Origin of the sequence: Demequina sp. NBRC 110053 (genome assembly GCF_002090095.1) — a bacterium.
Taxonomy (GTDB): domain Bacteria; phylum Actinomycetota; class Actinomycetes; order Actinomycetales; family Demequinaceae; genus Demequina.
Genome location: NZ_BBRJ01000002.1, coordinates 900616 through 924640 on the forward strand (window position 1 = coordinate 900616; position 24025 = coordinate 924640).

The following is a 24025-nucleotide window of genomic DNA, read 5'->3' on the forward strand; positions in this document are numbered from 1 at the left end:
GAACGGAGCCGCGCCAGGAATCGTTGGGTGGCGAGCAAGGGTTGGCTCAGTCCAGGACAGTCGCGAGCAGCAATCCGTCGTAGCCCTTCGAGCCGACCGTCTGCAGCACGGTCCCCTCGACACGGGGATCGGCGCCCACGCGCTCGAGGACTGCGCGCGAGCCCTGCACGCGCGCATCGGTCGATGCCGCATCGGCGACCGCGCCGTCGCGCACCACGTTGTCGACGATGACGATGCCACCAGGCCGCATCCGCGTCATCGCCGCCTCGTAGTAGTGCACGTTGTGGGGCTTGTCCGCATCGATGAAGGCGAGGTCGAAGGGCTCGTCGTAGGCGAGCGTGACGAGGTTGTCGATGGCGGGCCCCACCCGGATGGTCACGCGGTGACCCACGCCGGCCTCGTCGAGACTGGCGCGTGCGACGGCCGCATGACGCTCATCGATCTCGAAGGTGACCACCTGCCCGCTCGGCGGCAGGGCACGCGCCAGGCACAGCGTCGAGTACCCACCCAGCGTGCCGAACTCGACGGCGCGCTCCGCGCCGATCGACCGGGCCAGCACGCTCAGCAGGGCTCCCTGCGCACGGCTGACGGCGATGTCGGGCAGCCCGGCCGAGCGCTGCGCGGCCAGCACCCGATCGCCATCGGGGTCCGCGCCGAGCACAGCCTCCTCGACATAGGTGTCGACGTTCGTCCAGCGCTGGTCCATGGACCCACCCTAGAGGGCGGATGCACGGCCGAGGTGTCCGCGAGTGGACGCTCGACGATGTCCCGAAGTGCGCGAGTGGGGCCCAACTCGCTCACTTAGAGCCCTTGATGCGCGAGTTGGGCCCAATTCGCGCACCTGGGGGAGGGACGATGCGCCCGCTGGGTCAGGCGGCCCGCGCCACGAGGGCGTCGGCGAAGGTGAGCAGCGCATCGCGCACCTCGCCGTCCGGCAGCGGCTCGACCGCGGCCTTGGCGCGCTGCGCCCAGTCCTGCGCGAGCCGGCTGGTCTGATCGACCACGTCGTGCACGGCGAGTCTCTCCACGACGCTCGCAAGGGCCTCGTCCGAGGCGAGGTCGCCGTCGATGTCGGCGAGCAGTGCCGCGTCCTGCGCCGTCGCGTCGCCGCTCGCGACCAGGGCGCGCAGCAGCAGGACGGGCATGGTGGGCACACCCTCGCGCAGGTCGGTGCCGGGTGTCTTGCCGGTCGTCTCAGCGTCCGAGCGCACGTCGATGACGTCGTCGGCGAGCTGGAACGCGACGCCGGCGAGCTCACCGTACTCCGTGACGCACTGGACCACGCTGGGCGTGCAGCCGGCGAACATCGCGCCAAAGCGCGCTGATGTCGCGATCAGCGATCCCGTCTTGTCAGCGAGCACCTGGACGTAGTGCTCGATCGGGTCGTCCTCTGGCGCGGGACCGACGGTCTCATGAAGCTGGCCCAGGCACAACCGCTCGAACGTCTGCGCCTGGATGCGCACGGCCTCCGGCCCGAGGCCGGCGACCACGCGCGAGGCTCGTGCGAAGAGCAGGTCCCCGGTGAGGATCGCCACGGAGTTGCCCCACACCTCGTGCGCGGCCGGTGCTCCGCGCCGCGTGGGCGCGGAGTCCATGACGTCGTCGTGGTAGAGCGTTGCGAGATGCGTCAGCTCGACCACGACGCCAGCCTCGACCACCTCGGGTCGGGCGCCGTCGCCCAGCTGTGCGGTCAGCAGCGTCAGCATCGGCCTCAGTCGCTTGCCCCCAGCGTCCACGAGGTGGCGGGAGGTGGCGTCCGCGAGGCGATCCGACTGCGCCACCGCATCCCGCAGCCGCTCCTCGACGAGTGCGAGGCGGGGCGTCAGCTTGGCGTCGAGCGACGGCGAGCCGAGCGGCAGCTGGGTCATCGGAGGGCTCAGCCGTTCGGCAGCACGAGGAACTGCGCGGCGTCGGCGTAGACGTCGAGCACGCCGGAGGGCAGGATTCCGAGCACGAGCACAGCTGCGGCGGTCACCATGATCACCAGCCTAGCGAGCGAGCCATCCTCCACCTCGATCGCATCCTCAGCGCCGTCGGGCACGTCCGTCAGGAACATCAGCACCACGAGCCTGACGTAGAAGAACGCGGCGACGGCCGAGGCGATCACACCGATCAGCACGAGGGGCCAGCCGCCGCCGGCGACCGCAGCGGAGAACACCTCGAACTTGGCGATGAAGCCGGCCGTGAGCGGGATGCCGGCGAAGGACAGCAGGAACAGTGCCATCGCGCCCGCCAGCAGCGGTGAGCGCCTTCCCAGCCCGGCCCACTGGCCGAGCCGGACAGCCTCCGCGCCCACGCCGCCGTCCTCGCCGCGCTCGCGCACCTGCGAGACCACCGCGAAGGCGCCGATGGTCGCGAGACCGTAGGCGAGCAGGTAGAACGGCAGCGCGGCGATCGCCTCCTCGGTGAAGCCTGCGAAGGCCACCAGGATGAAGCCGGCGTGCGCGACCGAAGAGTAGGCGAGCATGCGCTTGATGTTGGTCTGCACCAGCGCGAGCACGGTGCCGAGCGCCATCGAGGCGATGGCGACGGCCCAGAACACCCAGCTCATCTCCCACTCGAGGGGGTAGAGCGAGGTGTAGACGATGCGCACGAGAGCGGCCGTCGCCGCCGCCTTGGTCGCCGCTCCCATGAACGCGGTGACCGGGGTGGGGGCGCCCTGGTAGGCATCCGGCGTCCATGAGTGGAATGGCACGGCGCCGATCTTGAACAGCAGGCCCACGAGCACCAGCGCCACGCCGGCGAGCAGGAGGGGCTCGCGGCCGCTGATCGCATCGATGCCGCGTCCGACCTCGACGAACGACGTCTGCGTGGTCGCACCGTAGACGAGCGCCACGCCGAACAGGTACAGCGCGGACGAGAAGGCGCCCAGCAGGAAGTACTTGAGCGCCGCCTCCTGAGACATCAGACGCCGGCGGCGCGCGAGCGCCACCATGATGTACAGCGCGAGCGAGAAGACCTCGAGCGCGACGAACAGGAACACGTAGTCCGTCACGCACGTGAACAGCATCATCCCGCCCACCGCGAAGAGCAGCAGCGGGAAGACCTCGGTCGCCTCGAAGCCGCGGCGGCGGGCGACGGTCTCCTCGATCGAGCCGGGCGCGGTCGAGCCGAGCGGGGTGAATGCCGACTCCCCGGCGCGGGTGCGCGACGCGAACAGGATCAGGCCGAGGATGCCGAACACGAGCAGCATGGTCTGCCATGCGAGGGACTGGCGGTCCACCGTCAGCATGGACTGGGCGACGACGGTGCCGCCGCCCTCGAGCGCCACCCACTGGACTATTGCCACGCCGAGCGCGACGACCAGCGCGATCAGGCTGTAGACGAACTGCACCGAGCGGCGCGTCGCCGGCGTGCGGATGAACGCCTCGATGAGCACGCCGATGGCGGCCGCGCCGAGCACGATGATGATGGGGGCCAGCGGCGCCCACGAGATCTCGGGGGTCACGAAGTTCACGCGCCGGCCTCCTCGATGGTGACCTGGGCGACCACGTCAGCAGACGGCTCGCGCAGGTAGTCGATGGCGACGCCGGGAGCGAAGCCCAGCAGCACCATCAGGGCGATGAGCGGCCAGGCGACGAGCCGCTCGCGCAGGGTCAGGTCGCGCACCGCCGGCACGGGCTCGGGCACAGGCCCGGTGAACACGCGCTGGTAGGTGCGCAGGATGTACAGCGCCGCGAGCACCACGGAGATCGCCGAGATGATGACCGCGACGGCAGCCACGGGGTACGCGCCCACGAACACCATGATCTCCGACACGAACGGCGACAGCCCCGGCAGCGACAGGGAGGACAGGCCGACGACGAGGAAGGTCCCGGCGAACACCGGCACCACCCGCTGCAGACCGCCGTAGGCCTCGACGTCCGCCGTGCCCGTGCGAGCGACCAGGAAGCCCACGAGCAGGAACAGCGCGCCCGTCGACAGTCCGTGGTTGAACATGTACAGCGCGGCACCCTCGATGGACGTCTGCTGGAACGCGAAGATGCCCAGGATCATCACGCCGAAGTGGCTCACGGAGGTGAACGCGACCAGGCGCATCATGTCCCGCTGCCCGATCGCGAGCAGTGCGCCGTAGATCACGGAGATGACGGCGAACACGATGATGCCGGGCGCGGCCCACTGCGCGGCCTCAGGGAACAGCACCAGGCACAGCGAGATCATGCCGAAGGTGCCGATCTTGTCGAGCACCGCGACGAGCAGGGCGGTCGTGCCCGGGCGCGCCGTCTCGGCCACGTCGGGAAGCCACGTGTGCACCGGCACCATGGGCGCCTTGATCGCGAAGGCCAGGAAGAAAGCCAGGAACATCAGTCGCTCCTGGCCCACGGACAGGTCCAGCGACCCGGTGAGGCCATCCGTGAGGAACGCCTGCTCGCCGCCGGGGCCCGCGAAGTACAGCGCCACCACCGCGACGAGCATGATGAGGCCGCCCGCGAGCGAGAACAGCAGGAACTTCACCGCGGCGTAGCGGCGCTGCAGGCCGCCGAACCGGCCGATCATGAAGTACAGCGGGATCAGCATGGCCTCGAACAGCACGTAGAACAGGAACACGTCGCGCGCGGCGAAGATGCCGACCATGAAGCTGAGCGACACCAGGATGAGCGCCATGTAGTCGCGGCGCGCCTTGACGTCCTTGTCCTCGCGCCACGCGGCGAGGATCGCGAGCGGGGTGAGGATCACGGACAGAGCGATGAGCAGCAGGCCGATGCCATTGATGCCGAGCGCCCAGCTGGTGCCGATCTGCGGGATCCAGGCGTAGGTCTCGGAGAACTGGAACGCGCCGGCATCACCCTTGTCGAACTGGAGCGCCATGATGGCGAACAGCACGATCTCGATGACGGTCACGCCCAGCGCGACCTCGCGGGCGCGGCTGCGCGCCGATGCGGGAAGGGCCCACAGCACCGCGGCGCCCACGGCGGGCAGCGCGACGAGGATGGTCAGGAACGGGAACACGGCTTAGAGACCCCCCACCACGATGACGGCAGCCAGAATGACGAGACCTACGAGCATGGTCGCGGCGTAGGAGCGGACCTGGCCGTTCTGGAGGCGGCGCGAGGCCTCCCCCAGGCTGGCCCACCCGCGCGCCTGCTTGTTGACCGCGCCGTCGACGACGGCGGCGTCCACATAGACCAGCGTGCGGGTCAGGTGCTGACCGGGGCGCTGGAACACCGCGCGGTTGACCGAGTCCTGGAAGAAGTCGCTGCGGGCGGTGATGGTCGCGAGGGACGCCGCCGGCGCCTCCTCGGGCACGTCGCCGCGACCGTACTTGAACCACGCCAACGCCGCGCCCAGCACGACCAGGATGAGCGTGGCGGCGATGATCACGGGGATCGGCAGCACGGGCTCGTGGTGCTCGGCGTGGCCGGTGACGGGCTCGAGCCAGTGGGTGAAACGGTCGCCCACGGCGAGGAACAGTCCGAGGAAGGCCGAGCCGACGGCGAGGATGATCATCGGCACCGTCATGAGCGCGGGGCTCTCGTGCGGGTGCTGGTCGTCCGTCCACCGCGCCTTGCCGTGGAAGGTCATGAAGAACAGGCGCGACATGTAGAACGCCGTCAGACCGGCGCCGATGAGCGCCGCTCCGCCGAACACCCAGGGCTGCCAGCCTTCGCCCACGAACGCTGCCTCGATGATCTTGTCCTTCGAGAAGTAGCCCGAGAAGGGCGGGACGCCCAGGATCGCGAGCCAGCCGAGCCCGAAGGTCACCCACGTCACCACCATCGCGGTGCGCAGCGCCCCGAACCGGCGCATGTCCACCTGGTCCTTCATGCCGTGCATGACGGAGCCGGCGCCCAGGAACATGCCGGCCTTGAAGAAGCCGTGCGTGACGAGGTGGAAGATGGCGAACGCGTAGCCGATGGGCCCAAGCCCGGCGGCGAGCATCATGTAGCCGATCTGAGACATCGTCGAGGCGGCGAGCGCCTTCTTGATGTCGTCCTTGGCCATGCCGATGAACGCGCCCAGCAGCAGCGTGAACGCGCCCACGGCGGCGACCACCACCTGCGCGTCGGGCGCGCCGTTGAACACGGGCGCGGAGCGGACGATGAGGTACACGCCGGCCGTCACCATGGTCGCGGCGTGGATGAGCGCGGAGACGGGTGTGGGGCCGGCCATCGCGTCGCCCAGCCAGGACTGCAGCGGGAACTGTGCGGATTTTCCACACGCGGCGACCAGCAGCATCAGGCCGATGGCCGTGAGCTGGGCGGTGGTCGCGGCCGGCGCCGACTCGGCGACGGTCGCGAAGTCCAGGCCGCCGAAGTAGGTGAACATCAGACCCATCGCGATGATGAGGCCGATGTCTCCCACACGGTTGACGAAGAACGCCTTGTTCGCGGCCGTCGCGTACTCCCGCCTCTGGTTCCAGAAGCCGATGAGCAGGTAGGAGGCCAGGCCCACACCCTCCCAGCCGACGAACAGCAGCAGGTACGAGTCCGCGAGGACCAGCAGCAGCATCGCTGCGACGAACAGGTTGAGGTAGGCGAAGAAGCGACGGCGGTCGGGGTCGTGCTCCATGTACGCCACGGAGTACACGTGGATCAGCGTGCCCACGAAGGTGATGAGCAGCACGAACGTGATGGACAGCGGGTCAGCGAGCAGGCCGACGTCGACCTGCAGGTCGCCACCGGGGATGAACCTGTACAGGGTGGTGTCGAGCGCTCGCTCCTCAGCGGGCTTGCCCAGCATCTCGAGCAGAGCCCCGGCGCCCACAAGGAAGGCGCCGCCCGAGGCGGCGACTCCTGCCCAGTGACCCCACGCATCGGCCCTGCGTCCCAGACACAGGAGGATCGCGGCGCTCGCCAGCGGCAGCGCGATGGCGAGCCAGATCAGTGACTGCATTGCAGGCTTATCCCTTCAGCTCGGCGGGTTCGTCGAGCGAGATGGTCTGGCGGGCGCGGAACACCGCGATGATGATCGCGAGGCCCACCACCACCTCGGCAGCGGCGACGACCATGACGAAGAACGCCATGATCTGGCCGTCGAGCTGACCGTGGAGACGGGAGAAGGCGACCAGCGCGAGGTTGGCCGCGTTGAGCATGAGCTCGACACCCATGAAGGCGACGATGGCATTGCGGCGTAGCAGCACGGCCGCGGAGCCGATCGAGAACAGGATCGCGGCGAGGTAGACGAAGGCCATGGCGTTCACTTGCCGTCCTCCTCGCTCGCGCGGGGCGCGCGCTGGTCAGACTCCCGCGAGGGCGCGTGGTGCGGCCGCTGGTGGTCCTCGGGGTTGGCGGTGCTGTCGAGGCGCTCCCGGAACTCGGCGCCGTCCGACATCTGATCGCGCACCTCGAGCACGCGCGAGACCGAGTGCTCGATGGGGTTGCCGTCCGGGTCGAGCGCAGGGACGTCGAGCGCGTTGTGGCGCGCGAAGACGCCCGGCATGGGCTTGTTGACCGGGTCCGCGCCGGCGAGCACACGCGCGGCGTGCAGCTCCGCCTGAGTCTTGCGCGGCAGGAGGCGCGGCGTGTGCGTCATCACGAGCGCGCCGATCGCGGCCGTGATGAGGAGCATCCCGAGGACCTCCATGACGAGCACGTAGCGGTCGAAGAGCACGAGCGCGATCGCCTCGGGATCGCCCACGACCTCGTCCGCCGGCGCGATCGTCACGCGGCCGATCACCGCGATCAGCAGCACGGCGAGGCCGCCGGCGGTGAAGAACGCTATCCACCGCTGACCCTTGATGGTCTCCTTGAGGTTCTCCCGCTGGTCGACGCCCACCAGCATCAGCACGAACAGGAACAGCATCATCACGGCGCCGGTGTAGACGACGATCTGCACCACGCCCAGGAAAGGCGCGCCGAGGCCGACGTAGGCCGCGGCGAGCCCGACCATGACCAGCACGATCGACATGGCGATGTGCACGGCCTTGCGCGCGAACAGCAGGGCGAGCGAGGGGATCACCGTCAGCAGGGCGACCACCCAGAACAGCACGGGGCTAACCACGGGTGCGACCTCCCACCGGGCCGGCGGGGCCGCTCAGCGCGGCATCCGGGGACTGCTGCGCGGGGCGCGAGCTGGCATCGTCCTCAGCGGAGCGGTTCTCGGGCAGCGTCGGGTCATCGGGCCGGCGCTCGCGCACCCAGGCCGTCTGCTCCTGGACCACCTGGGTCACATCGCCCTTGTAGTAGTCGTCATCGACCGTGCCGGGGACCATGGGGTGCGGAGCGGCGAGCATGCCGTCCTCCATGGGCGCCAGCAGATCCTGCTTCTCGTAGATGAGGCCCTCGCGCGTGGGTCCCGCCAGCTCGTACTCGTTGGTCATGGTGAGCGCACGGGTGGGGCACGCCTCGATGCACAGGCCGCAGAAGATGCAGCGCAGGTAGTTGATCTGGTAGACGCGGCCGTAGCGCTCGCCCGGCGAGTACTGGGCGTCCTCGGTGTTCGAGTCGGCCTCGACGTAGATGGCGTCCGCTGGGCACGCCCACGCGCACAGCTCGCAGCCGATGCACTTCTCGAGGCCGTCCGCGTAGCGATTGAGCTGGTGGCGGCCGTGGTAGCGGGGCATCGCCGGGGTCTTCTCGTCCGGGTACTGCTCGGTCACGGTGGGTCGGAAGAAGTTGCGCAGCGTCACGCCGAACCCGGCGACGGGCGCGAAGGTCTTCGCGATGGGTCCGTACTCGGGGAAGTTCGACTCGAAGCGCTGAGCCTCCCCGTCGCGCTCGCGATTCACCTTCCAGACGTCGTCGTGCTCGCTCATGCGGGCTCTCCTTGCGTATCGACGGCTTGCTTGTCGACGGCTTGCGTGTCGGCGGCGCCGGTGCGCGCCTCGACGGTCCTTCCGGACCGGGGCGACGCTGGCAGGGTCTGGTGGGGCAGCGGGGGCACCGGGTAGCCGCCCGCGAAGGCATCGAGCTCCTCCGGCTCGGGCTCGGGCTCCGGCTGGGGCTCGCCCTTGATGAAGCTGATCACCGCGATGGTCAGCAGCACGGCGACCAGGCCGGCGACCGCGTCGAACACGTTGAGGTCGCGGCCCCACGCCGCGAACGCCTGGCGGCCCACGGCGAAGAACACGAGCCAGCCGAGTCCGACCGGGATGAGGATCTTCCATCCGAACTTCATGAACTGGTCGTAGCGGAATCGCAGCAGCGAGCCGCGGATCCACACGAACAGGAACATCAGCAGCCAGATCTTGATGATCAGCCAGATGGGCGGGAAGATCCCCGAGTTGAGCATCTCCGCGCCGGGCCACGAGGCGGGCCACGGCGCGCGCCAGCCGCCCATGAACAGCGTCGCCGCGACCGCGGACACGTTGATCATGTTCATGTACTCCGCGAGGAAGAACCATGCGAACTTCATCGACGAGTACTCGGTCATGAAGCCCGCGACAAGCTCGCCCTCGGCCTCGGGCAGGTCGAAGGGCAGGCGGTTGGTCTCGCCCACCATCGAGATGATGTAGAGCACGAAGGCGGGGAACAGCGGCCAGATCCACCAGCGGTCGGTCTGGGACTCGACGATGCCCGAGGTGGACATGGTGCCCGCCAGCAGGAACACGGTGACGAACGCGAGCCCCATCGCGAGCTCGTAGGAGATCACCTGGGCGGTGGAGCGGATCGCGCCCATGAGCGGGTACGTCGACCCCGAGGCCCAGCCGCCCAGGACGATGCCGTACACGCCGAGCGCGGCGCACGCGAGGATGAACAGGATCGCGACGGGGAAGTCGGTCAGCATCAACGGCGTGTGCACGTCGGTGAACGGGATGTGGGTGACCGGGCCGAACGGGATCACGGAGAAGATCAGGAAGGCGCAGAACACGGAGATCGCCGGCGCGGCGATGTAGAGCACCTTGTCAGCGGCGCGGACGGTGATGTCCTCCTTGAACAGCAGCTTCATCGCGTCCATGACGGACTGCAGCAGTCCGAACGGGCCGTGGCGGTTGGGGCCGGGGCGCTCCTGGAGGCGGCCGATCACGCGGCGCTCGAACCACACCGCGAACAGCACGGAGGTCAGCAGGAACACCAGGATGATCACGGCCTTGATGATCGAGATCCAGATGGAGTCGTTCGCCAGCGCCTCGGTCACGGTGAGATCAGCCGGGTCGGCCACCTCCGTGGCGAGCAGGGACAGGCCGTGCATCAGATGCCTCCCTTGACGGTCACGAGCGTGCCGGGCTCGACGCCCAGCTCCTGCGCGACCCAGGAACCGGGCGACTTGGCGGGCACCCAGACCACGCCGTCGGCCATCTCGGTGACGACCACGGGCAGCTCGATCGCTCCCTTGGCAGCGCCGGTGATCGTGACCACGCCGTCCTTGACGCCGATGCGCTCGGCCGTGTGCGCCGACAGGCGGGCGACGGCGGTGCGTCCCGTTCCGGCGAGGTAGGGCTCGCCGTCCTGCAGGGCTCCCTCGTCGACGAGCATGTGCCACGACGCGAGGATCAGCTGGTCTCCCGTGGCCGGCGCGGGCTTGGCCGCCTTGACGGTCGGCGCCTTCATGCGCTGCCCCTTAGGCGCGGCACCCAGCACCGCGAGCTGCTCGTTGACGTCCGCGACCGTGCCGACCTTCAGGTCGACGCCGAGCTCGCGGCCCAGGAAGTCGAGCGCGCGGTGGTCGGAGATCGCCTCGGTGCGGATCGCGGTGGCGAAGCCGCGCAGCCGGCCCTCCCAGTTGACGAAGGTGCCAGGCTTCTCGAACGTGGGCGCCACGGGCAGGACCACGTCGGCGTGCTCAGACACCTCGGTGCGTCGCACCTCGAGCGACACCACGAAGTCGGTCGCCGTGAGCGCAGCGCGCAGGTCCGCCGTGAGGTCGGACGGCGTCACGCCGCCGACGACCAGTCCGGAGAGCTCGCCCGCCGCGGCGGCCGCGATGATGCCGGCGGCGTCGCGACCCGCGGCCTCGGGGAGCGAACCGACGGACCAGGCCTGCGCGACGGCGTCGCGCGCGGCCTCCGAGGCAGCGTCGCGCCCGCCGGGCAGCAGGCCCGGCAGCGCGCCGGCCTCAGCCGCGCCGCGCTCTCCCGCGCGACGCGGGATCCACGCGAGGCGGGCGCCGGTGCGCTTGGCCAGGCGCAGTGCCTCGGCCAGCGCACCCGGGACCGTGGCGAGCCGCTCGCCAAGGATGACGACGGCGCCGTCCTCCGAGAGCGCATCGGCCGTGTCCGTGCCCGCCTTGACCGCGGCGAGCGCTCCCGCCTCGCCTCCGGGGGCCGTCTGGATGAGACTCGCGGAGAGCTTCTCGGCGCCGCGCGACAGGAAAGGCGCGACGGTCAGGACGCTCTGTCGGCCCACGGACTTGCGCAGGCGCAGGAAGACCACGCCGCCCTCGTCCTCGGGCTCGAAGCCGACGAGCAGGACGGTCGGCGCCTTCTCGAGGTCGCCGAAGGTGACGCCCAGCCCGGTGCCGGCGACCGACGAGCCCAGGAACGCCTGCTCCTCGTCGGAGGCGCCGCGGGTGCGGGCGTCGACGTCGTTCGTGCCGAGCGCCACGCGAGCGAACTTCTGATAGGCGTAGGCGTCCTCGAGCGTGACCCTGCCGCCGGGCAGCACGCCCACGCCCTTCGCCTTCCTGTCGGCGGGGGTGCCGGTGCGGCCGGCCGCAGCGCGCAGGCCCGCTGCCGCGCGCGCGATCGCATCGGGCCAGGAGGCCTCATGGAGCTCGCCGTCCTCGCCGCGCACGAGCGGGCGCTCGAGGCGGTCGGAGAGGTTCTGCCATGCGAACGCGAAGCGGTCCTTATCGGTGATCCACTCCTCATTGACGACTGGGTCGTTGTCGGACAGGCGACGCAGGACCTTGCCGCGACGGTGATCGGTGCGGATGGCGGCGCCGGACGAGTCGTGCTCCGAGATGCCAGGGCTCGACACGAGGTCGAAGGGGCGGGATCGGAACCGGTACGCGGCGCTCGTGAGCGCGCCGACCGGGCAGATCTGGACCGTGTTGCCCGAGTAGTAGGAGGAGAAGGCCTTGCCGGACTCGTCCTCGGCGGCGACGCCGATGGGCTCGTAGCCGTCGAAGTCGAGCACATCCTCGTCGAACGTGCCGATCTGCTGCATCGCGCCGCGGTTCTGCAGGTCGATGAAGGCATCGCCCGCGATCTCCTTCGAGAACCGGGTGCAGCGCTGGCACAGGACGCAGCGCTCGCGATCGAGCAGGATCTCCGAGCTCAGCGCGAGCGGCTTCTCGAACACGCGCTTGACGTCGATGAAGCGCGACTCCGCGTGACCGTGGCTCATCGCCTGGTTCTGAAGCGGGCACTCGCCGCCCTTGTCGCACACCGGGCAGTCGAGCGGGTGGTTGATGAGCAGCAGCTCCATCACGCCCTCCTGAGCCTTCTTGGCCTCATCGGAGGTGTTCTGGGTGTTGACGATCATGCCGTCCATCGCCGTCATCGTGCAGGACGCCTGCGGCTTGGGGAACGGCCTGACGTTGCCCTCGCGGTCGGGGGCGGCCACGTCGACCAGGCACTGGCGGCACGCGCCGGCCGGCTTCAGCAGAGGGTGGTCGCAGAAGCGCGGGATGTTGATGCCCACCTGCTCGGCGGCGCGGATGATGAGCGTGCCCTTCGGGACGGTCACCTCGGTGCCGTCGATGGTGAGCGTGACGGTCTCGACGACCTCGGCTGTCGCCTTGTCTGCGGTCGAGGTCATGCGTGCGCCTCCTCGGTCGCCTCGGAAGTCTCGTAGTCGAAGAGTGCGGACTCCGCACGGTCGAACGGGCATCGCCCCTCCGTCACGTGCTGCTCGTACTCCTCGCGGAACAGCGTGACGGAGCTCGTGATGGAGCTGGTCGCGCCGTCGCCGAGCGCGCAGAACGAGCGCCCGAGGATCGAGTCACAGGTGTCGAGCAGCTGCTGGATGTCAGCTTCCGTGCCGTGGCCGTGCTCGAGGCGCTCGAGGATCTGGTCGAGCCAGAACGTGCCCTCGCGGCAGGGGGTGCACTTGCCGCACGACTCGTGCTTGTAGAACTCGGTCCAGCGGGACACGGCCCGCACCACGCAGGTGGTCTCGTCGAAGATCTGCAGCGCGCGCGTGCCGAGCATCGAGCCCGCGGCGCCCACCGACTCGTAGTCGAGGGGGGTGTCGAGGTGCTCGTCGGTGAACAGCGGGGTCGAGGACCCGCCGGGCGTCCAGAACTTCAGCTGCTTGCCGCCGCGCATCCCGCCCGCCATGTCGATGAGCTCGCGCAGCGTGATGCCCAGCGGCGCCTCGTACTGACCGGGGCGCTCGATGTGGCCCGAGAGGGAGAACAGTCCCATGCCCTTGGAGCGCTCGGTGCCCATCGAGGTGAACCACTCCACCCCCTTGTCGATGATCGCCGGGACCGACGAGATCGACTCGACGTTGTTCACGACCGTGGGGCGGGCATACAGGCCCTCGACGGCGGGGAACGGGGGCTTCAGACGCGGCTGGCCGCGCCGTCCCTCGAGCGAGTCGAGCAGCGCGGTCTCCTCGCCGCAGATGTAGGCGCCGGCGCCAGCGTGGACCGTCACGTCCAGGTCGTAGCCACTGCCGTGGATGTCCTTGCCCAGGTGGCCCGCCTCGTACGCCTCGCGCACGGCCTGCAGCAGACGGCGGTAGACGTGGACCACCTCTCCGCGCACGTAGATGAAGGCATGGTTGCAGCCGATGGCGTACGACGTGATGGCGACGCCCTCGACCAGGACGTGCGGCGCGGACAGCATGGTCGGGATGTCCTTGCACGTGCCGGGCTCGGACTCGTCGGCGTTGACCACGAGGTAGCGCGGCTTGCCGTCGTCTGGCGGCAGGAAGCCCCACTTCATGCCCGTGGGGAAGCCGGCGCCACCGCGGCCTCGCAGGCCCGAGTCCTTGACTGCCTGGACGATGTCGGCAGGGGCGAGACCGAGGGCCTTCTTGAGGGCGCCGTAGCCGCCCGCGTTCTCATAGGTGCCCAGCTTCCAGGACTGCTCCGCGTCCCAGGTGGCGCTCAGCACCGGCGTCAGGTCAGTCACTTGGATGCCTCCCAGCCCTGCTCGCGGGCGATCGTGAGCCCCACGACCGTGGGCTCCCCGATGCCCTGGTCCTCATCGGCGCGGCCGTCCTCGAAGCCCGCGAGCACCCGCGAGACCTCCTTGAACGAAGCGACCTTGGCGGGCCCGCGGGTGGGCTTCACGTCGCGGCCTTCGAGGATGTCGTCGACCACGCGCAGCGCCCGGTCGGGCGTCATGTTGTCGAAGAACTCCCAGTTGACCATCATCACCGGCGCGTAGTCGCACGCGGCGTTGCACTCGAGGCGCTCGAGGGTGATCTTGCCGTCCGCCGTGGTCTCGTCGTGCCCCACGCCGCAGTGCTCGGAGACCTGGCGCCAGATCTCGTCGCCGCCCATGATCGCGCACAGCGTGTTGGTGCACACCCCCACCTGGTACTCGCCGTTGGGACGGCGCTTGTACTGCGTGTAGAACGTCGCGACGGCGCTCACCTCGGCGCTCGTCAGCTCCACCTGGCGCGCGCAGAAGGCGATGCCGTCGGGGCTCACGTAGCCGTCGACCGACTGCACGAGGTGCAGCAGCGGAAGCAGGGCGGAGCGCTTGACGGGGTAGCGGGCGATGATCTCGGCCGCGTCCGACTCGAGCTGTGCCAGCGCGTCTGCGTCGTAGGTCATCGGTCGACGCCTCCCAGGACCATGTCGATCGACGCGATGGCGACCACGACGTCGGCGACCTGGCCGCCCTCGCACATGATGCCCAGCGCCTGCAGGTTGTTGAAGCCGGGGTCGCGGAAGTGCGCGCGCCATGGCTTGGTGCCGCCGTCGGAGACCAGGTGGACGCCGAGCAGGCCCTTCGGGCCCTCGATCGCCTGGTAGACCTGGCCGGCGGGGACGTCGAAACCCTCGGTCACCAGCTTGAAGTGGTGGATGAGCGCCTCCATGGACTCGCCCATGATGTGGCGGATGTGGTCCAGCGAGTTGCCCTGGCCGTCAGGACCGAGCGCGAGCTGCGCCGGCCACGCGATCTTCTTGTCGGCGACCATGACAGGGCCGTCGCCCAGCTGCTCGAGCCGGTCCGTGCACTGCTCGACGATCTTGAGCGACTCGTAGCACTCCTCCATGCGCAGCACCATGCGCGACCAGGCGTCCTGGTCGGTGCTGGTGGGGATCTGGAAGTCGTAGGTCTCGTAGCCGCAGTACGGCTCGGACTTGCGCAGGTCGTACGGCAGCCCGGTGGCGCGCAGCATGGGGCCGGTGATGCCCAGCGCCATGCACGCGGACAGGTTGAGCTCGGCGACGTTCTTGAGGCGCAGCTGCAGGATGGGGTTCTTGAGCTGCAGCGCCACCAGCTCGTCGAGCTTGGCCCTGACCTTGGGGATCATCGCGCGCAGCTGCGCGATCCCGTCCTCCGGCAGGCCTTGCGAGACGCCGCCTGGGCGGATGTAGTTGTTGTTGGTGCGCAGGCCGGTGATCGCCTCGATGACGCGGAACGTCTCCTCACGGCCCACGAAGGCCGTGGTCATGATGGTGGTGGCGCCCAGCTCGTTGCCGCCGGTGCCGACCGCGACCAGGTGAGAGCCGATGCGCGTGAGCTCCGCCATCAGGACGCGGAGGACGGAGGCGCGCTCGGGGATGTCATCCGTGATGCCCAGCAGCTTCTCGATGCCCAGGCAGTAGACGAGCTCCTGGCTCATCGAGGCCACGTAGTCCATGCGGGTGCAGAACGTGACGCCCTGCGTCCACGTCCGGTACTCCATGTTCTTCTCGATGCCTGTGTGCAGGTAGCCGATGCCGGCGCGGGTCTCCGTGACGGTCTCGCCCTCGATCTCGAGCATCACGCGCAGCACGCCGTGGGTGGACGGGTGCTGCGGGCCCATGTTGACGACGATGCGCTGCTGGCCCAGGCGCTTGGCCTCGTCGACGACCTCGGTCCAGTCGCCGCCGTAGACGGTGTACTCGGGTGCGTCGGGGTCCTCGACGAAGGCCCCGGTCGCGTGCGCGGTCTGGGTGCTCATCGGTACTGCCTCCGCTCGTCGGGCGAGGGGATCTCCGCGCCCTTGTACTCGACGGGGATGCCGCCGAGCGGATAGTCCTTGCGCTGCGGGTGGCCCACCCAGTCGTCCGGCATCTCGATGCGCGCGAGCGAGGGGTGGCCATCGAACACGATGCCGAAGAAGTCCCACGTCTCGCGCTCGTGCCAGTTGTTCATGGGGTAGACGGAGGTCACCGAGGGGATGCGCGCGTCGCCGTCGGCGACGGCGACCTCGAGCCGCAGGCGGCGGTTGTGGGTGATCGACTGCAGCGGGTACACCGCGTGCAGCTCTCGGCCGGTGTCCGCGGGGTAGTGCACGCCTGACACGCCCAGGCACATCTCGAAGCGCAGATCCTGGTCGTCACGCAGGTGCTGGCAGACGGCGACCAGGTGCTCGCGCGCGATGTACAGGGTGAGCTCGCCGCGGTCGACGACCACATACTCGATCGCGTCGTCGGCAGCGTCGCCCAGCAGTTCGGTGAGGATGTCCACCACCCCGTCGAACCATTCGCCGTAGGGGCGCTCGGAGGCGCCGGGCATGTGCACGCGATCGACCAGGCCGTCGTAGCCGGAGGTGTCGCCGCGCGCACCGAAGGCGCCCTCGCGGACGTTGATGAGGGTGAGCGGCTGACGGCCCTCCGACGACGGGGCCGCCGGCACGCCTGCCTGGATGTCGCTTCCGTCGGTCACCGCAGCAGCCCCTTCATGTCCGAGGTGGGCGTCGCCTCGAGTGCGGCGCGCTCGGCCGCGGCGGCGATCTCGCGGCGGTTGGCGCCCATGGGGCGGTCCCGCACCTGCTGCTGGAGCTCGAGGAGCGCGTGCAGCAGCATCTCGGGACGCGGCGGGCAGCCAGGGAGGTAGATGTCCACAGGGACGACGTGGTCGACGCCCTGCACGATCGCGTAATTGTTGAACATGCCGCCCGAGGATGCGCACACGCCCATCGAGATGACCCACTTGGGCTCGGCCATCTGGTCGTAGACCTGGCGCACGATGGGCGCCATCTTGTTCGACACGCGGCCGGCCACGATCATCATGTCGGCCTGCCGCGGCGAGCCGCGGAAGACCTCGGAGCCCAGGCGGGAGATGTCGAACCGCGGCGTGCCGGTGGCCATCATCTCGATCGCGCAGCACGCGAGGCCGAACGTCGCGGGCCACAGCGATCCTGCTCGCATGTAGCCCACGAACTTCTCGACCGTGCCGAGCATGAACGGAGGTGCGCTCTCTTCAATACCCATGTCTGATCAGTCCCACTCGAATCCGCCGCGGCGCCACTCGTACACGAAGGGGATCGTGATGAGGGCGAGGAAGGTCATGGTCGCGATGAGCCCGAACCATCCGAGGGCATCGTGCGCGATGGCCCAGGGGTAGAGGAACACGACCTCGATGTCGAAGATGATGAAGGTCATCGCGACCAGGTAGTACTTGATCGGGATGCGCCCGCCGCCGATGGCGCCCGGGGTGGGCTGCAGGCCGGACTCGTACTTGTCGATCTTGGCCGAGTTGTAGCGCTTGGGCCCGCCGACGAGCGAGCTCACCACCAGGCCGGCGACGGCCATGGCGGCGGCGACGCACACCATCACCACGATCGGCACGTACGGATTCACTGGATCGCTCCCACGGTTGTCATCTTGCTGATCGTCATCTCGTTGCTGGCCAGCCTCTCGCAGCTCAGGCGGCAGGCGCCAGTCGGGTGAGGCTCGACATCAAGCGGTCGGCCCAGTCGCCGCCGCGCGGCTCGTAGACGTCTGCCAAGAGTTTATGCGTGAATTGCATGACCAAGGGCCGCGGCAGCCCGTAGCGCGTGCAAGCCTTCATCACGGCCGGCCGAGAGATGAGCTGCGCGAACACCCGGCCCAAGCTGAAGTAGCCGCCCAGGTCCTCCTTCATGCGCGTCGCGTACGCCGCGAGGGCGGCCTCCTTCGCGGCGTCGGTGCGGGCCTCTCGCCATGCCACGGCCTGCTCGGCCGCGCGGCGAGCCGCTTGCATCGCGTAGGCGATGCCCTCGCCGTTGAAGGGGTTGACCATGCCGCCCGAGTCGCCGATCAGCATCATGCCGGGCACGTAGTGCGGCTGGCGGTTGAAGGCCATCGGGATGGCCGCGCCCTGCACCTTGGACACGGGCGCATCGGCATCGAAGCCCCATCCCTCGGTGCCGTGACGGACCCAGTTGTCGAACAGTGCCCGGTGGTCGAGCCTCGAGGGAGCGCCATCCGGGCTCAGGGTCCCGAGGCCGACGTTGGCCGTGCCATCGCCGAGCGGGAAGATCCATCCGTACCCGGGAAGCAGGTCCGACCTCTCTGGCTCGCCGCTCCAGATGGTCAGGTGGCCCTCCATCCACTCCTCGTCGTGGCGGGCGGTCTCGAAGTACGTGCGCACCGCGACGCCCATGGGCCGCTTGTCCATCTTCTCGATGCCCAGGCCGAGCGCGATGCGCGCGCTCACGCCGTCCGCGGCGATGACGAGCGGCGCCGAGCAGGTGACCTCGTCCCCCGTCTTGCGGCCCTTGTCGTCGGTCGCTCGCGCGGTGACTCCGGTGACGCGGCCCGTCCGCTCGTCGCGCACCGCGCCGGTGACGAACCAGCCCTCCCGCACGTCCGCGCCGGCCGCGCGCGCATGCTCGGCGAGGCGGTGGTCGAAGCTCGCACGCGGCAGCGAGAGGCCGTAGCTGGGGAACGAGTCCTGCTCGTGCCACGGGAACTCCAGGCGGTGCCCGCCCCCCACCATGCGCAGGCCCCAGTTGGGGATCCAGCCCTCATCGCGCGGCGTCGGCAGGCCGATGAGCTCCAGCTCTCGAACCGCGCGCGGCGTGAGCCCGTCGCCGCAGACCTTCTCGCGTGGGAAGAAGGACTTCTCCAGGGCGATGACATCGAAGCCTTCGCTCGCGAGGTAGCGAGCGGCCGCCGCGCCGCCGGGGCCGGCGCCCACGACGATGACATCGGCGGTGTTTTTCACGCCCCAAGCCTAATCGTTGTGAGCGAGTGGTCACGAACGCGTCCACGGCCGCTGTGCACGCAGAACAGGTCACTCCGCGGATGCGTGAATGGCCGCGCTGGCCCCCGCCGCATGGCGCCACCTCGCGCCGGCATGGGTCAGCGCATGGAGAGGTCCGGACCCGATCCGGCGACCGCCTACGCTCGAGGCATGAGCATCGGAGCCACCTGGGCCGGCACCCACACGTTCGCGGCGGCACGCCTGATCGAGGCCACGAGCATCGATGAGCTGCAGGAGGCCGTCGCGACGACCGACGGCCCCGTCCGAGCGCTCGGCACGCGCCACAGCTTCAACGACCTCGCCGACTCCCCCGGCACGCTCATCACCGTCACAAGCATCCCTGCGGACCCGGCGCTCGACGTCGGCAACCGCACGGTGACGGTCGGAGCCGGCGCCCGCTATGGCGATCTCGCGGTGTGGCTCGAGGCGCAGGGCTGGGCTCTGCACAACATGGGCTCGCTGCCGCACATCTCGATCGGCGGCGCGATCGCGACCGGCACGCACGGATCGGGGGTGACGAACGGCTGCCTCTCGGACGCGGTCGCGGCAGTCGAGTACGTGGATGCGGGCGGCCAGCTGCGCTCCGTGCGCCGCGGCGACGAGGGCTTCGAGGGGCTCGTCGTCGGGCTCGGCGCGTACGGCATCACCGTGCGCGTCACCCTCGACGTGCAGCCCACCTTCCTGGTGCGCCAGGACGTCTACCGCGACCTGCCGTGGAACACGCTGCTGGAGGACCTGCCGGGAGTGATGGGCGCCGGCTACTCGGTGAGCGCCTTCACGATGTGGGCGGAGGACACCGTGCAGCAGGTGTGGCGCAAGTCGCGCATCGGCATGGGCGACACGCCCCAGCCATCGTGGCTCGGCGCGCGCTTCGAGCGTCCCGACGAGTCCGGCCTCGTCGACGTGCCGCCGGCGAATCTCACCGTGAAGGGCGGCGCCGCGGGCCCCTGGCTCGAGCGCCTGCCGCACTTCCGGCTCGACTCCACGCCATCGAACGGCGACGAGATCCAGACCGAGTACTTCGTGGCGCTGTCCGACGGCGCGGAGGCCCTGCGCGCAGTGCGCTCCCTCGCCGATGACATCTCCCCGCACCTCCTCGTGACGGAGCTCCGCACGGTCGCCGCAGACGGGTTGTGGCTGTCCGGGGCCCACGGCCGCGACACCCTCGCGATCCACTTCACATGGCGCAACTCCCCGGCAGCCGTCGCCGCGCTCACCCCGAGGATCGAGGCCGCGCTCGCGCCGTTCGGCGCGCGCCCCCACTGGGGCAAGGTCCACTCCATGACGGCCGATGCGGTGGCTGAGGTCACGCCCCGTCTCGCCGATGCTCAGGAGCAGTTCGAGGCGCTCGACCCGGATGGCAGGTTCGCCAACGATCACCTGCGTCGGCTCGGGCTGCGGACGCCCCGATAGGAGGGGTGTTCGCGCGTCGCGCGACCGCTACCAGCCGGCGTGCCCCTGACACGCCTGCCCCAGGAGGTACATTCCGCGCTCGCGATCCGAGAAGGCGGCCCACACCCGCGCGCCGTCGCCGGCCTCTGCGGCGGCGCGGATCTCGCGCAGCGTCTGCACGCCGTGCCGTGTCCAGCCGTCGGCTGCGGCGGGCATCTGCGCGGGCCGCGCCGACTCGTTGGCCAGCAGCTCGTCCACGATCGTGACGATCTCCGCGCCCTTGCCGGGATCGGACTGGATGTCGAAGGCGGCGGCCATCAGCTTCACGGTCGGATCCTTGGCAGCCGCGCAGTAGTCGTCAATGTCCGCCACAGGTGTCCTCCTCGGTCGCGTGGTCGTCTCAGGTCGCCTGGCGCGCGACGAGGGTCGCCCGCACCTGGCCGAACAGCAGGGAGTCGCCGTGCCCGATCGCGACGGGCTCGCCTGGCACGCAGGTCAGCGTGACGCCGCCGCGCTCGACCTTCGTGCCGTTGGCGGAGCGCAGGTCCTCGACGGTCATCAGGTCGCCGCTGCGACGCAGCACGGCGTGGGTCCGCGAGATGGTGCGTCCAGCGTCGTCGACGGCGATCGCATCCGCATCCGCGTCGGCGGACGGCCGGCGACCGACGAACACGTCACGCGACAGCACATGGTCCGCTCCGTCGAGGGCGAGCACCCAGACGTAGACGGGGCCGCCCTCCTGGGCCCGGCCGTCGTGCGCGGGCTGACCGTCCGAGTGAGGGCGAGAGCTCGCCACGGGCTCCGAGTCAGGCGACGGCTGGACGGGCACAGGAGCGACCGGCGGCTGCGCGACGGGCGCCTGCGGCACGGGAGCCGCGCCAGGCGCCGCGACCTCCGGCGCCGTCACGCCAGGGGGCGCCGAGATGGGCGAGCCAGCACCCGCATCGGCACCGCGGTGCTCGTGCCCAGGAGCGCCTCGCGACGCCGGCCTGTCCGTGCTCTCTGCGCGATCCACGCGGGTCGCGCCGCGCGAGGGCTCGGCGCCGCGGCGGGCGACGAGCTGTCCGCAAGCGAGGCAGAACATGCTGTTCGGGCGCAGGTCGGCTCCGCAGTACGAGCACTGTGCTGCCACGTTCCGTTCACTCCCCCTGCCGTTGCGTCGCTCGCGAGTCTAGACGCTGGCGCACCTCACTGAGTAGCGCCGCCGCCGCACCCGCGTGCCGACGGGTCCGCCACCGCTGACCATTCGCTGAACTCCACCTCGGCGCTCCCGGACGGGTCGTCGACCGTGAGAAGCAACGGCACTGGGTCGCCGACCCCCGACACGTCGAGCTCGCCCACCACGGCTCCGCCGGCGACCACCTGGAAGGTCACGATGGCCCCGCCCGCGCTCACCTCGGCGCCACCCAGGAGCGCCTCGCCCAGGACCGTCCCGAGCAGCGCGTCGGCGCCGTCGAGCCACTCCCATCTCTCGCGCAAGGGGTCATCCTCGGCCAGGCACAGGTCGACCGAATCAGGTCGGCCGAGCGCGTCTGCGTACGGGGCATCGGCGCCCAGCCACCACGACTCGCCATCGCGCGACAGGGCGACCGTCGCGTCGTCCCACGTCACGGTCGCGTCGTACGCGACGTCGGAGCCCGACAGCGTGAACGCCAGCGGGGTGCGCTCGACGGAGCCATCCTCCTGCGTCGCGGTGCGCTCGAGCGCACCGGTCACCTCGACGGATGTCTGAGCCGCGACGGCGTCGAGGATCGCGGCGGGCACGGCGGCTGCCGGGACCACCTCGATGCCGTTGCGCTCAGCCGGCAGAGGGGTGACGGGAAGCGCGTCCAACCCCACGGGGACGGACGGTGAGACTCCGGTGACGGGCGCATCGGCTCCGCACCCGGCGAGTCCGAGCGCGCCGGCGACCCCTGCGGCCACCAGCGCGGCGAAGCGGCGCGTGGTCACCCGTCCGACACGCAGATCATCGATCCGCCGGCCTCCGCGGCGGCCTGCGCGGTCTCTGGCACCGGTGCGGCCTCCTCGCCCACGGGCACCACCACGAAGCAGGTGCGAGGCGTGTAGAGCCCCGCGCTCAGCGGAATCCACGCCGCCTCGCCCTGCACCAGCTGGCTCAGGTCCGCCGGGGTGTCGTCGCCGGGGTCGTAGGCGTACAGGGCGGCGCCGCCCGCCGCGCCCGACCAGGCCAGCGTGACGGAGCCCTCCTCGGTCGCGATCGTCAGGTCCTGGACCGCGAGCGCGGCGTCATCGTCACCGAAGGGGTCGAGCACGAGCAGGACGACCATCGCGATGATCGCCAGCACCGTCGTCACGACCGACACCACGAACGCGGGGTGGCGGAACCACCGCCGGCTCGCGGACTGCGCCTCCTCGACCTCGGGCAGCACCCGGCGGGGAGACTCGAGCCGCACGCGCGCCGCCTGCGAGTCGAGGTGCGGCACCTCTCGCCCCTCGTGGTCGTCGTGGCTGACACGGTGGTGCCCTGGGGCCACGCTCATTGTTGCCTCACGTCCTGCGGGATAGACTCCCGGCGACTCTCGATCGCGATGGTGACACCAGCATCCTAGGGGGACAGAGGGATGACCCGATGAGCCGCGGACACGACGGTGTGCCCGGCGCGCGCGCACGGCATGCCCTCGCGGCACCGGTGCTCGCCGGCGCCCTCGCCGTGGCCTGCGCCGCTCTCGCCCTGCCCTCGGCCGCGACCACCGACGCGCCAGACGAGGCGGCGGATCCTGGAGCGGATCCCATGACCGTCGAGGTCCCGTACCTGGCCGAGACTCAGGTCTCGATCAACCCCGCATGGACTCTGACGGCGTGCCCGGCCGCGCCCGACGGCGCCCCCGTGTCGGTGGCCTGCGACGAGTCAGGAGAGGGCATCGTCGTCACGGCCACCTCGTACGACCGGGATGCAGGTCCGTGGCCCTTCCCCGTTGAGGTGGAGCGCAACGGGGCCGAACCCGCCACTCTGGAGTACACGCTGGCGCTCGCCCCGCCCGAGCCGCCGACACCGGTCGCCGGCAGGCTGCCGGTCCCTGGCGTCGCCGGCGGCCGCACCCTCATTCCGCTCGCCTCGCTGGTCGAGGAATGCACCTACTGCGGCGACGGCGTGGCGGTGACCGCCGTCGCCGTCGAGCCCGAGGACGGGCCGATGCGCGTGCGGGCCTGGGTGGCGGAGCGCCACCTGGTGATCGATACGGACGAGGGCGCCACCGAGGCCGTGATCGAGGTGACCGTGGAGGACTCGGCTGGAGGTGCGTCGCAGGCGAGCGAGGTCACCGTGTCGCTCACCGGCCCGCCCTCGTCGCCTGCGGTGGGACTCCACGTGGTGATGCCAGCGACCTCCTCCGTGGAGCTCACGCCGGCCGACCTGGTGCTCAACGGCGGCGACGACGCCTGGAGCATCGTCGAGTGCGTGGGCCCGGCGCGTGGCACCCTGTCATGTGCTCCCGAGGGCATCGGCTACGAGCGCGACGCCACGGACCACCTCGACGATCAGCTGGCCGTCGTCCTGATGGCGCCGGACGGTCGCACGGCCACCGCGAGCGTCACCGTCTCCTCGTCAGCCGTGCGCCAGCACCTCGCCGGAGCCGCCAGGACCGAGGGGGGCCTGGCACCGGTCGCCACGCGGTCGCCGGCGAGCACGGCCACCGTGGACGCTGGGGCCGACACCGGGATCCTGACCGCGCTGTGGAGCCGGATACCGCGCCTCACCTGACCGCCGCC

At 70.3% G+C, this 24025-nt stretch carries 23 protein-coding genes; 2 read left to right on the top strand and 21 right to left on the bottom strand.

What is annotated here, in order from left to right:
* Nucleotides 1-46: 46 nt before the first annotated feature.
* From B7K22_RS04245 to B7K22_RS04325, 17 genes are all read right to left on the bottom strand, one after another.
* Nucleotides 47-706 (bottom strand): O-methyltransferase, encoded by a 660-nt coding sequence (locus B7K22_RS04245; protein ID WP_084038633.1) that lies wholly within the window; start codon nucleotides 704-706, stop codon nucleotides 47-49.
* Between the two features lie 163 nt (nucleotides 707-869).
* The gene (locus tag B7K22_RS04250) at nucleotides 870-1868 is read right to left on the bottom strand and encodes a polyprenyl synthetase family protein (protein ID WP_084038635.1); all 999 of its coding nucleotides are present in this window, start codon (nucleotides 1866-1868) and stop codon (nucleotides 870-872) included.
* An 8-nt stretch (nucleotides 1869-1876) separates the two neighbouring features.
* Entirely contained in the window at nucleotides 1877-3457 is a 1581-nt protein-coding gene (gene nuoN, locus B7K22_RS04255; RefSeq protein WP_084038637.1) for an NADH-quinone oxidoreductase subunit NuoN, read from the bottom strand.
* Nucleotides 3454-4950, bottom strand: a complete 1497-nt coding sequence (locus B7K22_RS04260) for an NADH-quinone oxidoreductase subunit M (protein ID WP_084038639.1) — start codon at nucleotides 4948-4950, stop codon at nucleotides 3454-3456. The genes nuoN and B7K22_RS04260 overlap by 4 nt, the downstream gene beginning before the upstream one ends.
* A 3-nt stretch (nucleotides 4951-4953) precedes the next feature.
* Nucleotides 4954-6834, bottom strand: coding sequence for an NADH-quinone oxidoreductase subunit L (nuoL, locus tag B7K22_RS04265; RefSeq protein ID WP_084038641.1), 1881 nt, complete (start codon nucleotides 6832-6834; stop codon nucleotides 4954-4956).
* A gap of 7 nt (nucleotides 6835-6841) precedes the next feature.
* Complete coding sequence (gene nuoK / locus B7K22_RS04270; protein WP_084038643.1) at nucleotides 6842-7141, bottom strand: NADH-quinone oxidoreductase subunit NuoK; 300 nt, start codon at nucleotides 7139-7141, stop codon at nucleotides 6842-6844.
* Complete coding sequence (locus tag B7K22_RS04275; protein ID WP_084038645.1) at nucleotides 7138-7941, bottom strand: NADH-quinone oxidoreductase subunit J; 804 nt, start codon at nucleotides 7939-7941, stop codon at nucleotides 7138-7140. Before B7K22_RS04275 ends, nuoK begins: the two co-directional genes overlap by 4 nt.
* Complete coding sequence (gene nuoI / locus B7K22_RS04280) at nucleotides 7934-8695, bottom strand: NADH-quinone oxidoreductase subunit NuoI (protein WP_084038647.1); 762 nt, start codon at nucleotides 8693-8695, stop codon at nucleotides 7934-7936. Before nuoI ends, B7K22_RS04275 begins: the two co-directional genes overlap by 8 nt.
* Nucleotides 8692-10071: an NADH-quinone oxidoreductase subunit NuoH gene (gene nuoH, locus B7K22_RS04285; protein ID WP_084038649.1), complete on the bottom strand. Its 1380-nt coding sequence runs from the start codon at nucleotides 10069-10071 to the stop codon at nucleotides 8692-8694. Before nuoH ends, nuoI begins: the two co-directional genes overlap by 4 nt.
* Nucleotides 10071-12581: an NADH-quinone oxidoreductase subunit G gene (locus tag B7K22_RS04290; protein WP_084038651.1), complete on the bottom strand. Its 2511-nt coding sequence runs from the start codon at nucleotides 12579-12581 to the stop codon at nucleotides 10071-10073. The genes nuoH and B7K22_RS04290 overlap by 1 nt, the downstream gene beginning before the upstream one ends.
* On the bottom strand, nucleotides 12578-13903 hold the full coding sequence (nuoF, locus tag B7K22_RS04295; RefSeq protein WP_084038653.1) for an NADH-quinone oxidoreductase subunit NuoF: 1326 nt from the start codon (nucleotides 13901-13903) through the stop codon (nucleotides 12578-12580). The genes B7K22_RS04290 and nuoF overlap by 4 nt, the downstream gene beginning before the upstream one ends.
* Nucleotides 13900-14553: an NADH-quinone oxidoreductase subunit NuoE gene (gene nuoE, locus B7K22_RS04300; protein ID WP_084038655.1), complete on the bottom strand. Its 654-nt coding sequence runs from the start codon at nucleotides 14551-14553 to the stop codon at nucleotides 13900-13902. The genes nuoF and nuoE overlap by 4 nt, the downstream gene beginning before the upstream one ends.
* A complete protein-coding gene (locus tag B7K22_RS04305; RefSeq protein WP_084038657.1) occupies nucleotides 14550-15893 on the bottom strand; it encodes an NADH-quinone oxidoreductase subunit D in 1344 nt (447 codons plus the stop codon). Before B7K22_RS04305 ends, nuoE begins: the two co-directional genes overlap by 4 nt.
* Nucleotides 15890-16600 carry an NADH-quinone oxidoreductase subunit C gene (locus B7K22_RS04310; protein WP_084038659.1) on the bottom strand — a complete coding sequence of 237 codons (711 nt, stop codon included), beginning with the start codon at nucleotides 16598-16600 and terminating at the stop codon, nucleotides 15890-15892. Before B7K22_RS04310 ends, B7K22_RS04305 begins: the two co-directional genes overlap by 4 nt.
* Entirely contained in the window at nucleotides 16597-17148 is a 552-nt protein-coding gene (locus tag B7K22_RS04315) for an NADH-quinone oxidoreductase subunit B (RefSeq protein ID WP_084038661.1), read from the bottom strand. The genes B7K22_RS04310 and B7K22_RS04315 overlap by 4 nt, the downstream gene beginning before the upstream one ends.
* A 6-nt stretch (nucleotides 17149-17154) precedes the next feature.
* On the bottom strand, nucleotides 17155-17517 hold the full coding sequence (locus B7K22_RS04320; protein ID WP_084038663.1) for an NADH-quinone oxidoreductase subunit A: 363 nt from the start codon (nucleotides 17515-17517) through the stop codon (nucleotides 17155-17157).
* Nucleotides 17518-17581: 64 nt separating this feature from the next.
* Nucleotides 17582-18865 (bottom strand): geranylgeranyl reductase family protein, encoded by a 1284-nt coding sequence (locus tag B7K22_RS04325; RefSeq protein ID WP_234983308.1) that lies wholly within the window; start codon nucleotides 18863-18865, stop codon nucleotides 17582-17584.
* 189 nt (nucleotides 18866-19054) lie between these two features.
* Here B7K22_RS04325 and B7K22_RS04330 point away from each other — a divergent pair, with 189 nt between their 5' ends.
* Nucleotides 19055-20317, top strand: coding sequence for an FAD-binding protein (locus tag B7K22_RS04330; protein WP_084039745.1), 1263 nt, complete (start codon nucleotides 19055-19057; stop codon nucleotides 20315-20317).
* 27 nt (nucleotides 20318-20344) lie between these two features.
* Here the strand turns inward: B7K22_RS04330 and B7K22_RS04335 are convergent, their stop codons facing one another.
* From B7K22_RS04335 to B7K22_RS04350, 4 genes are read right to left on the bottom strand one after another with little or no spacing between them, the layout of a single operon-like run.
* Nucleotides 20345-20668, bottom strand: coding sequence for a hypothetical protein (locus tag B7K22_RS04335; protein WP_084038665.1), 324 nt, complete (start codon nucleotides 20666-20668; stop codon nucleotides 20345-20347).
* A 28-nt stretch (nucleotides 20669-20696) separates the two neighbouring features.
* On the bottom strand, nucleotides 20697-21428 hold the full coding sequence (locus tag B7K22_RS04340; RefSeq protein ID WP_084038667.1) for an FHA domain-containing protein: 732 nt from the start codon (nucleotides 21426-21428) through the stop codon (nucleotides 20697-20699).
* A gap of 56 nt (nucleotides 21429-21484) precedes the next feature.
* Complete coding sequence (locus B7K22_RS04345) at nucleotides 21485-22246, bottom strand: hypothetical protein (RefSeq protein ID WP_084038669.1); 762 nt, start codon at nucleotides 22244-22246, stop codon at nucleotides 21485-21487.
* Entirely contained in the window at nucleotides 22243-22797 is a 555-nt protein-coding gene (locus tag B7K22_RS04350) for a hypothetical protein (protein ID WP_084038671.1), read from the bottom strand. The genes B7K22_RS04345 and B7K22_RS04350 overlap by 4 nt, the downstream gene beginning before the upstream one ends.
* A gap of 89 nt (nucleotides 22798-22886) precedes the next feature.
* On the opposite strand from B7K22_RS04350, the gene B7K22_RS04355 reads away from it, so the two are divergent.
* Nucleotides 22887-24017 carry a hypothetical protein gene (locus B7K22_RS04355; RefSeq protein WP_084038673.1) on the top strand — a complete coding sequence of 377 codons (1131 nt, stop codon included), beginning with the start codon at nucleotides 22887-22889 and terminating at the stop codon, nucleotides 24015-24017.
* The last annotated feature ends 8 nt before the right edge of the window (nucleotides 24018-24025 follow it).

Coding starts and splice junctions, on each gene's coding strand:
- B7K22_RS04245 (WP_084038633.1), bottom strand. CDS start 706: ATGGACCAGCGCTGGACGAACGTCGACACCTATGTCGAGGAGGCTGTG.
- B7K22_RS04250 (WP_084038635.1), bottom strand. CDS start 1,868: ATGACCCAGCTGCCGCTCGGCTCGCCGTCGCTCGACGCCAAGCTGACG.
- nuoL (WP_084038641.1), bottom strand. CDS start 6,834: ATGCAGTCACTGATCTGGCTCGCCATCGCGCTGCCGCTGGCGAGCGCC.
- nuoI (WP_084038647.1), bottom strand. CDS start 8,695: ATGAGCGAGCACGACGACGTCTGGAAGGTGAATCGCGAGCGCGACGGG.
- nuoH (WP_084038649.1), bottom strand. CDS start 10,071: ATGCACGGCCTGTCCCTGCTCGCCACGGAGGTGGCCGACCCGGCTGAT.
- B7K22_RS04290 (WP_084038651.1), bottom strand. CDS start 12,581: ATGACCTCGACCGCAGACAAGGCGACAGCCGAGGTCGTCGAGACCGTC.
- nuoE (WP_084038655.1), bottom strand. CDS start 14,553: ATGACCTACGACGCAGACGCGCTGGCACAGCTCGAGTCGGACGCGGCC.
- B7K22_RS04305 (WP_084038657.1), bottom strand. CDS start 15,893: ATGAGCACCCAGACCGCGCACGCGACCGGGGCCTTCGTCGAGGACCCC.
- B7K22_RS04315 (WP_084038661.1), bottom strand. CDS start 17,148: ATGGGTATTGAAGAGAGCGCACCTCCGTTCATGCTCGGCACGGTCGAG.
- B7K22_RS04330 (WP_084039745.1), top strand. CDS start 19,055: ATGAGCATCGGAGCCACCTGGGCCGGCACCCACACGTTCGCGGCGGCA.
- B7K22_RS04350 (WP_084038671.1), bottom strand. CDS start 22,797: ATGAGCGTGGCCCCAGGGCACCACCGTGTCAGCCACGACGACCACGAG.
- B7K22_RS04355 (WP_084038673.1), top strand. CDS start 22,887: ATGAGCCGCGGACACGACGGTGTGCCCGGCGCGCGCGCACGGCATGCC.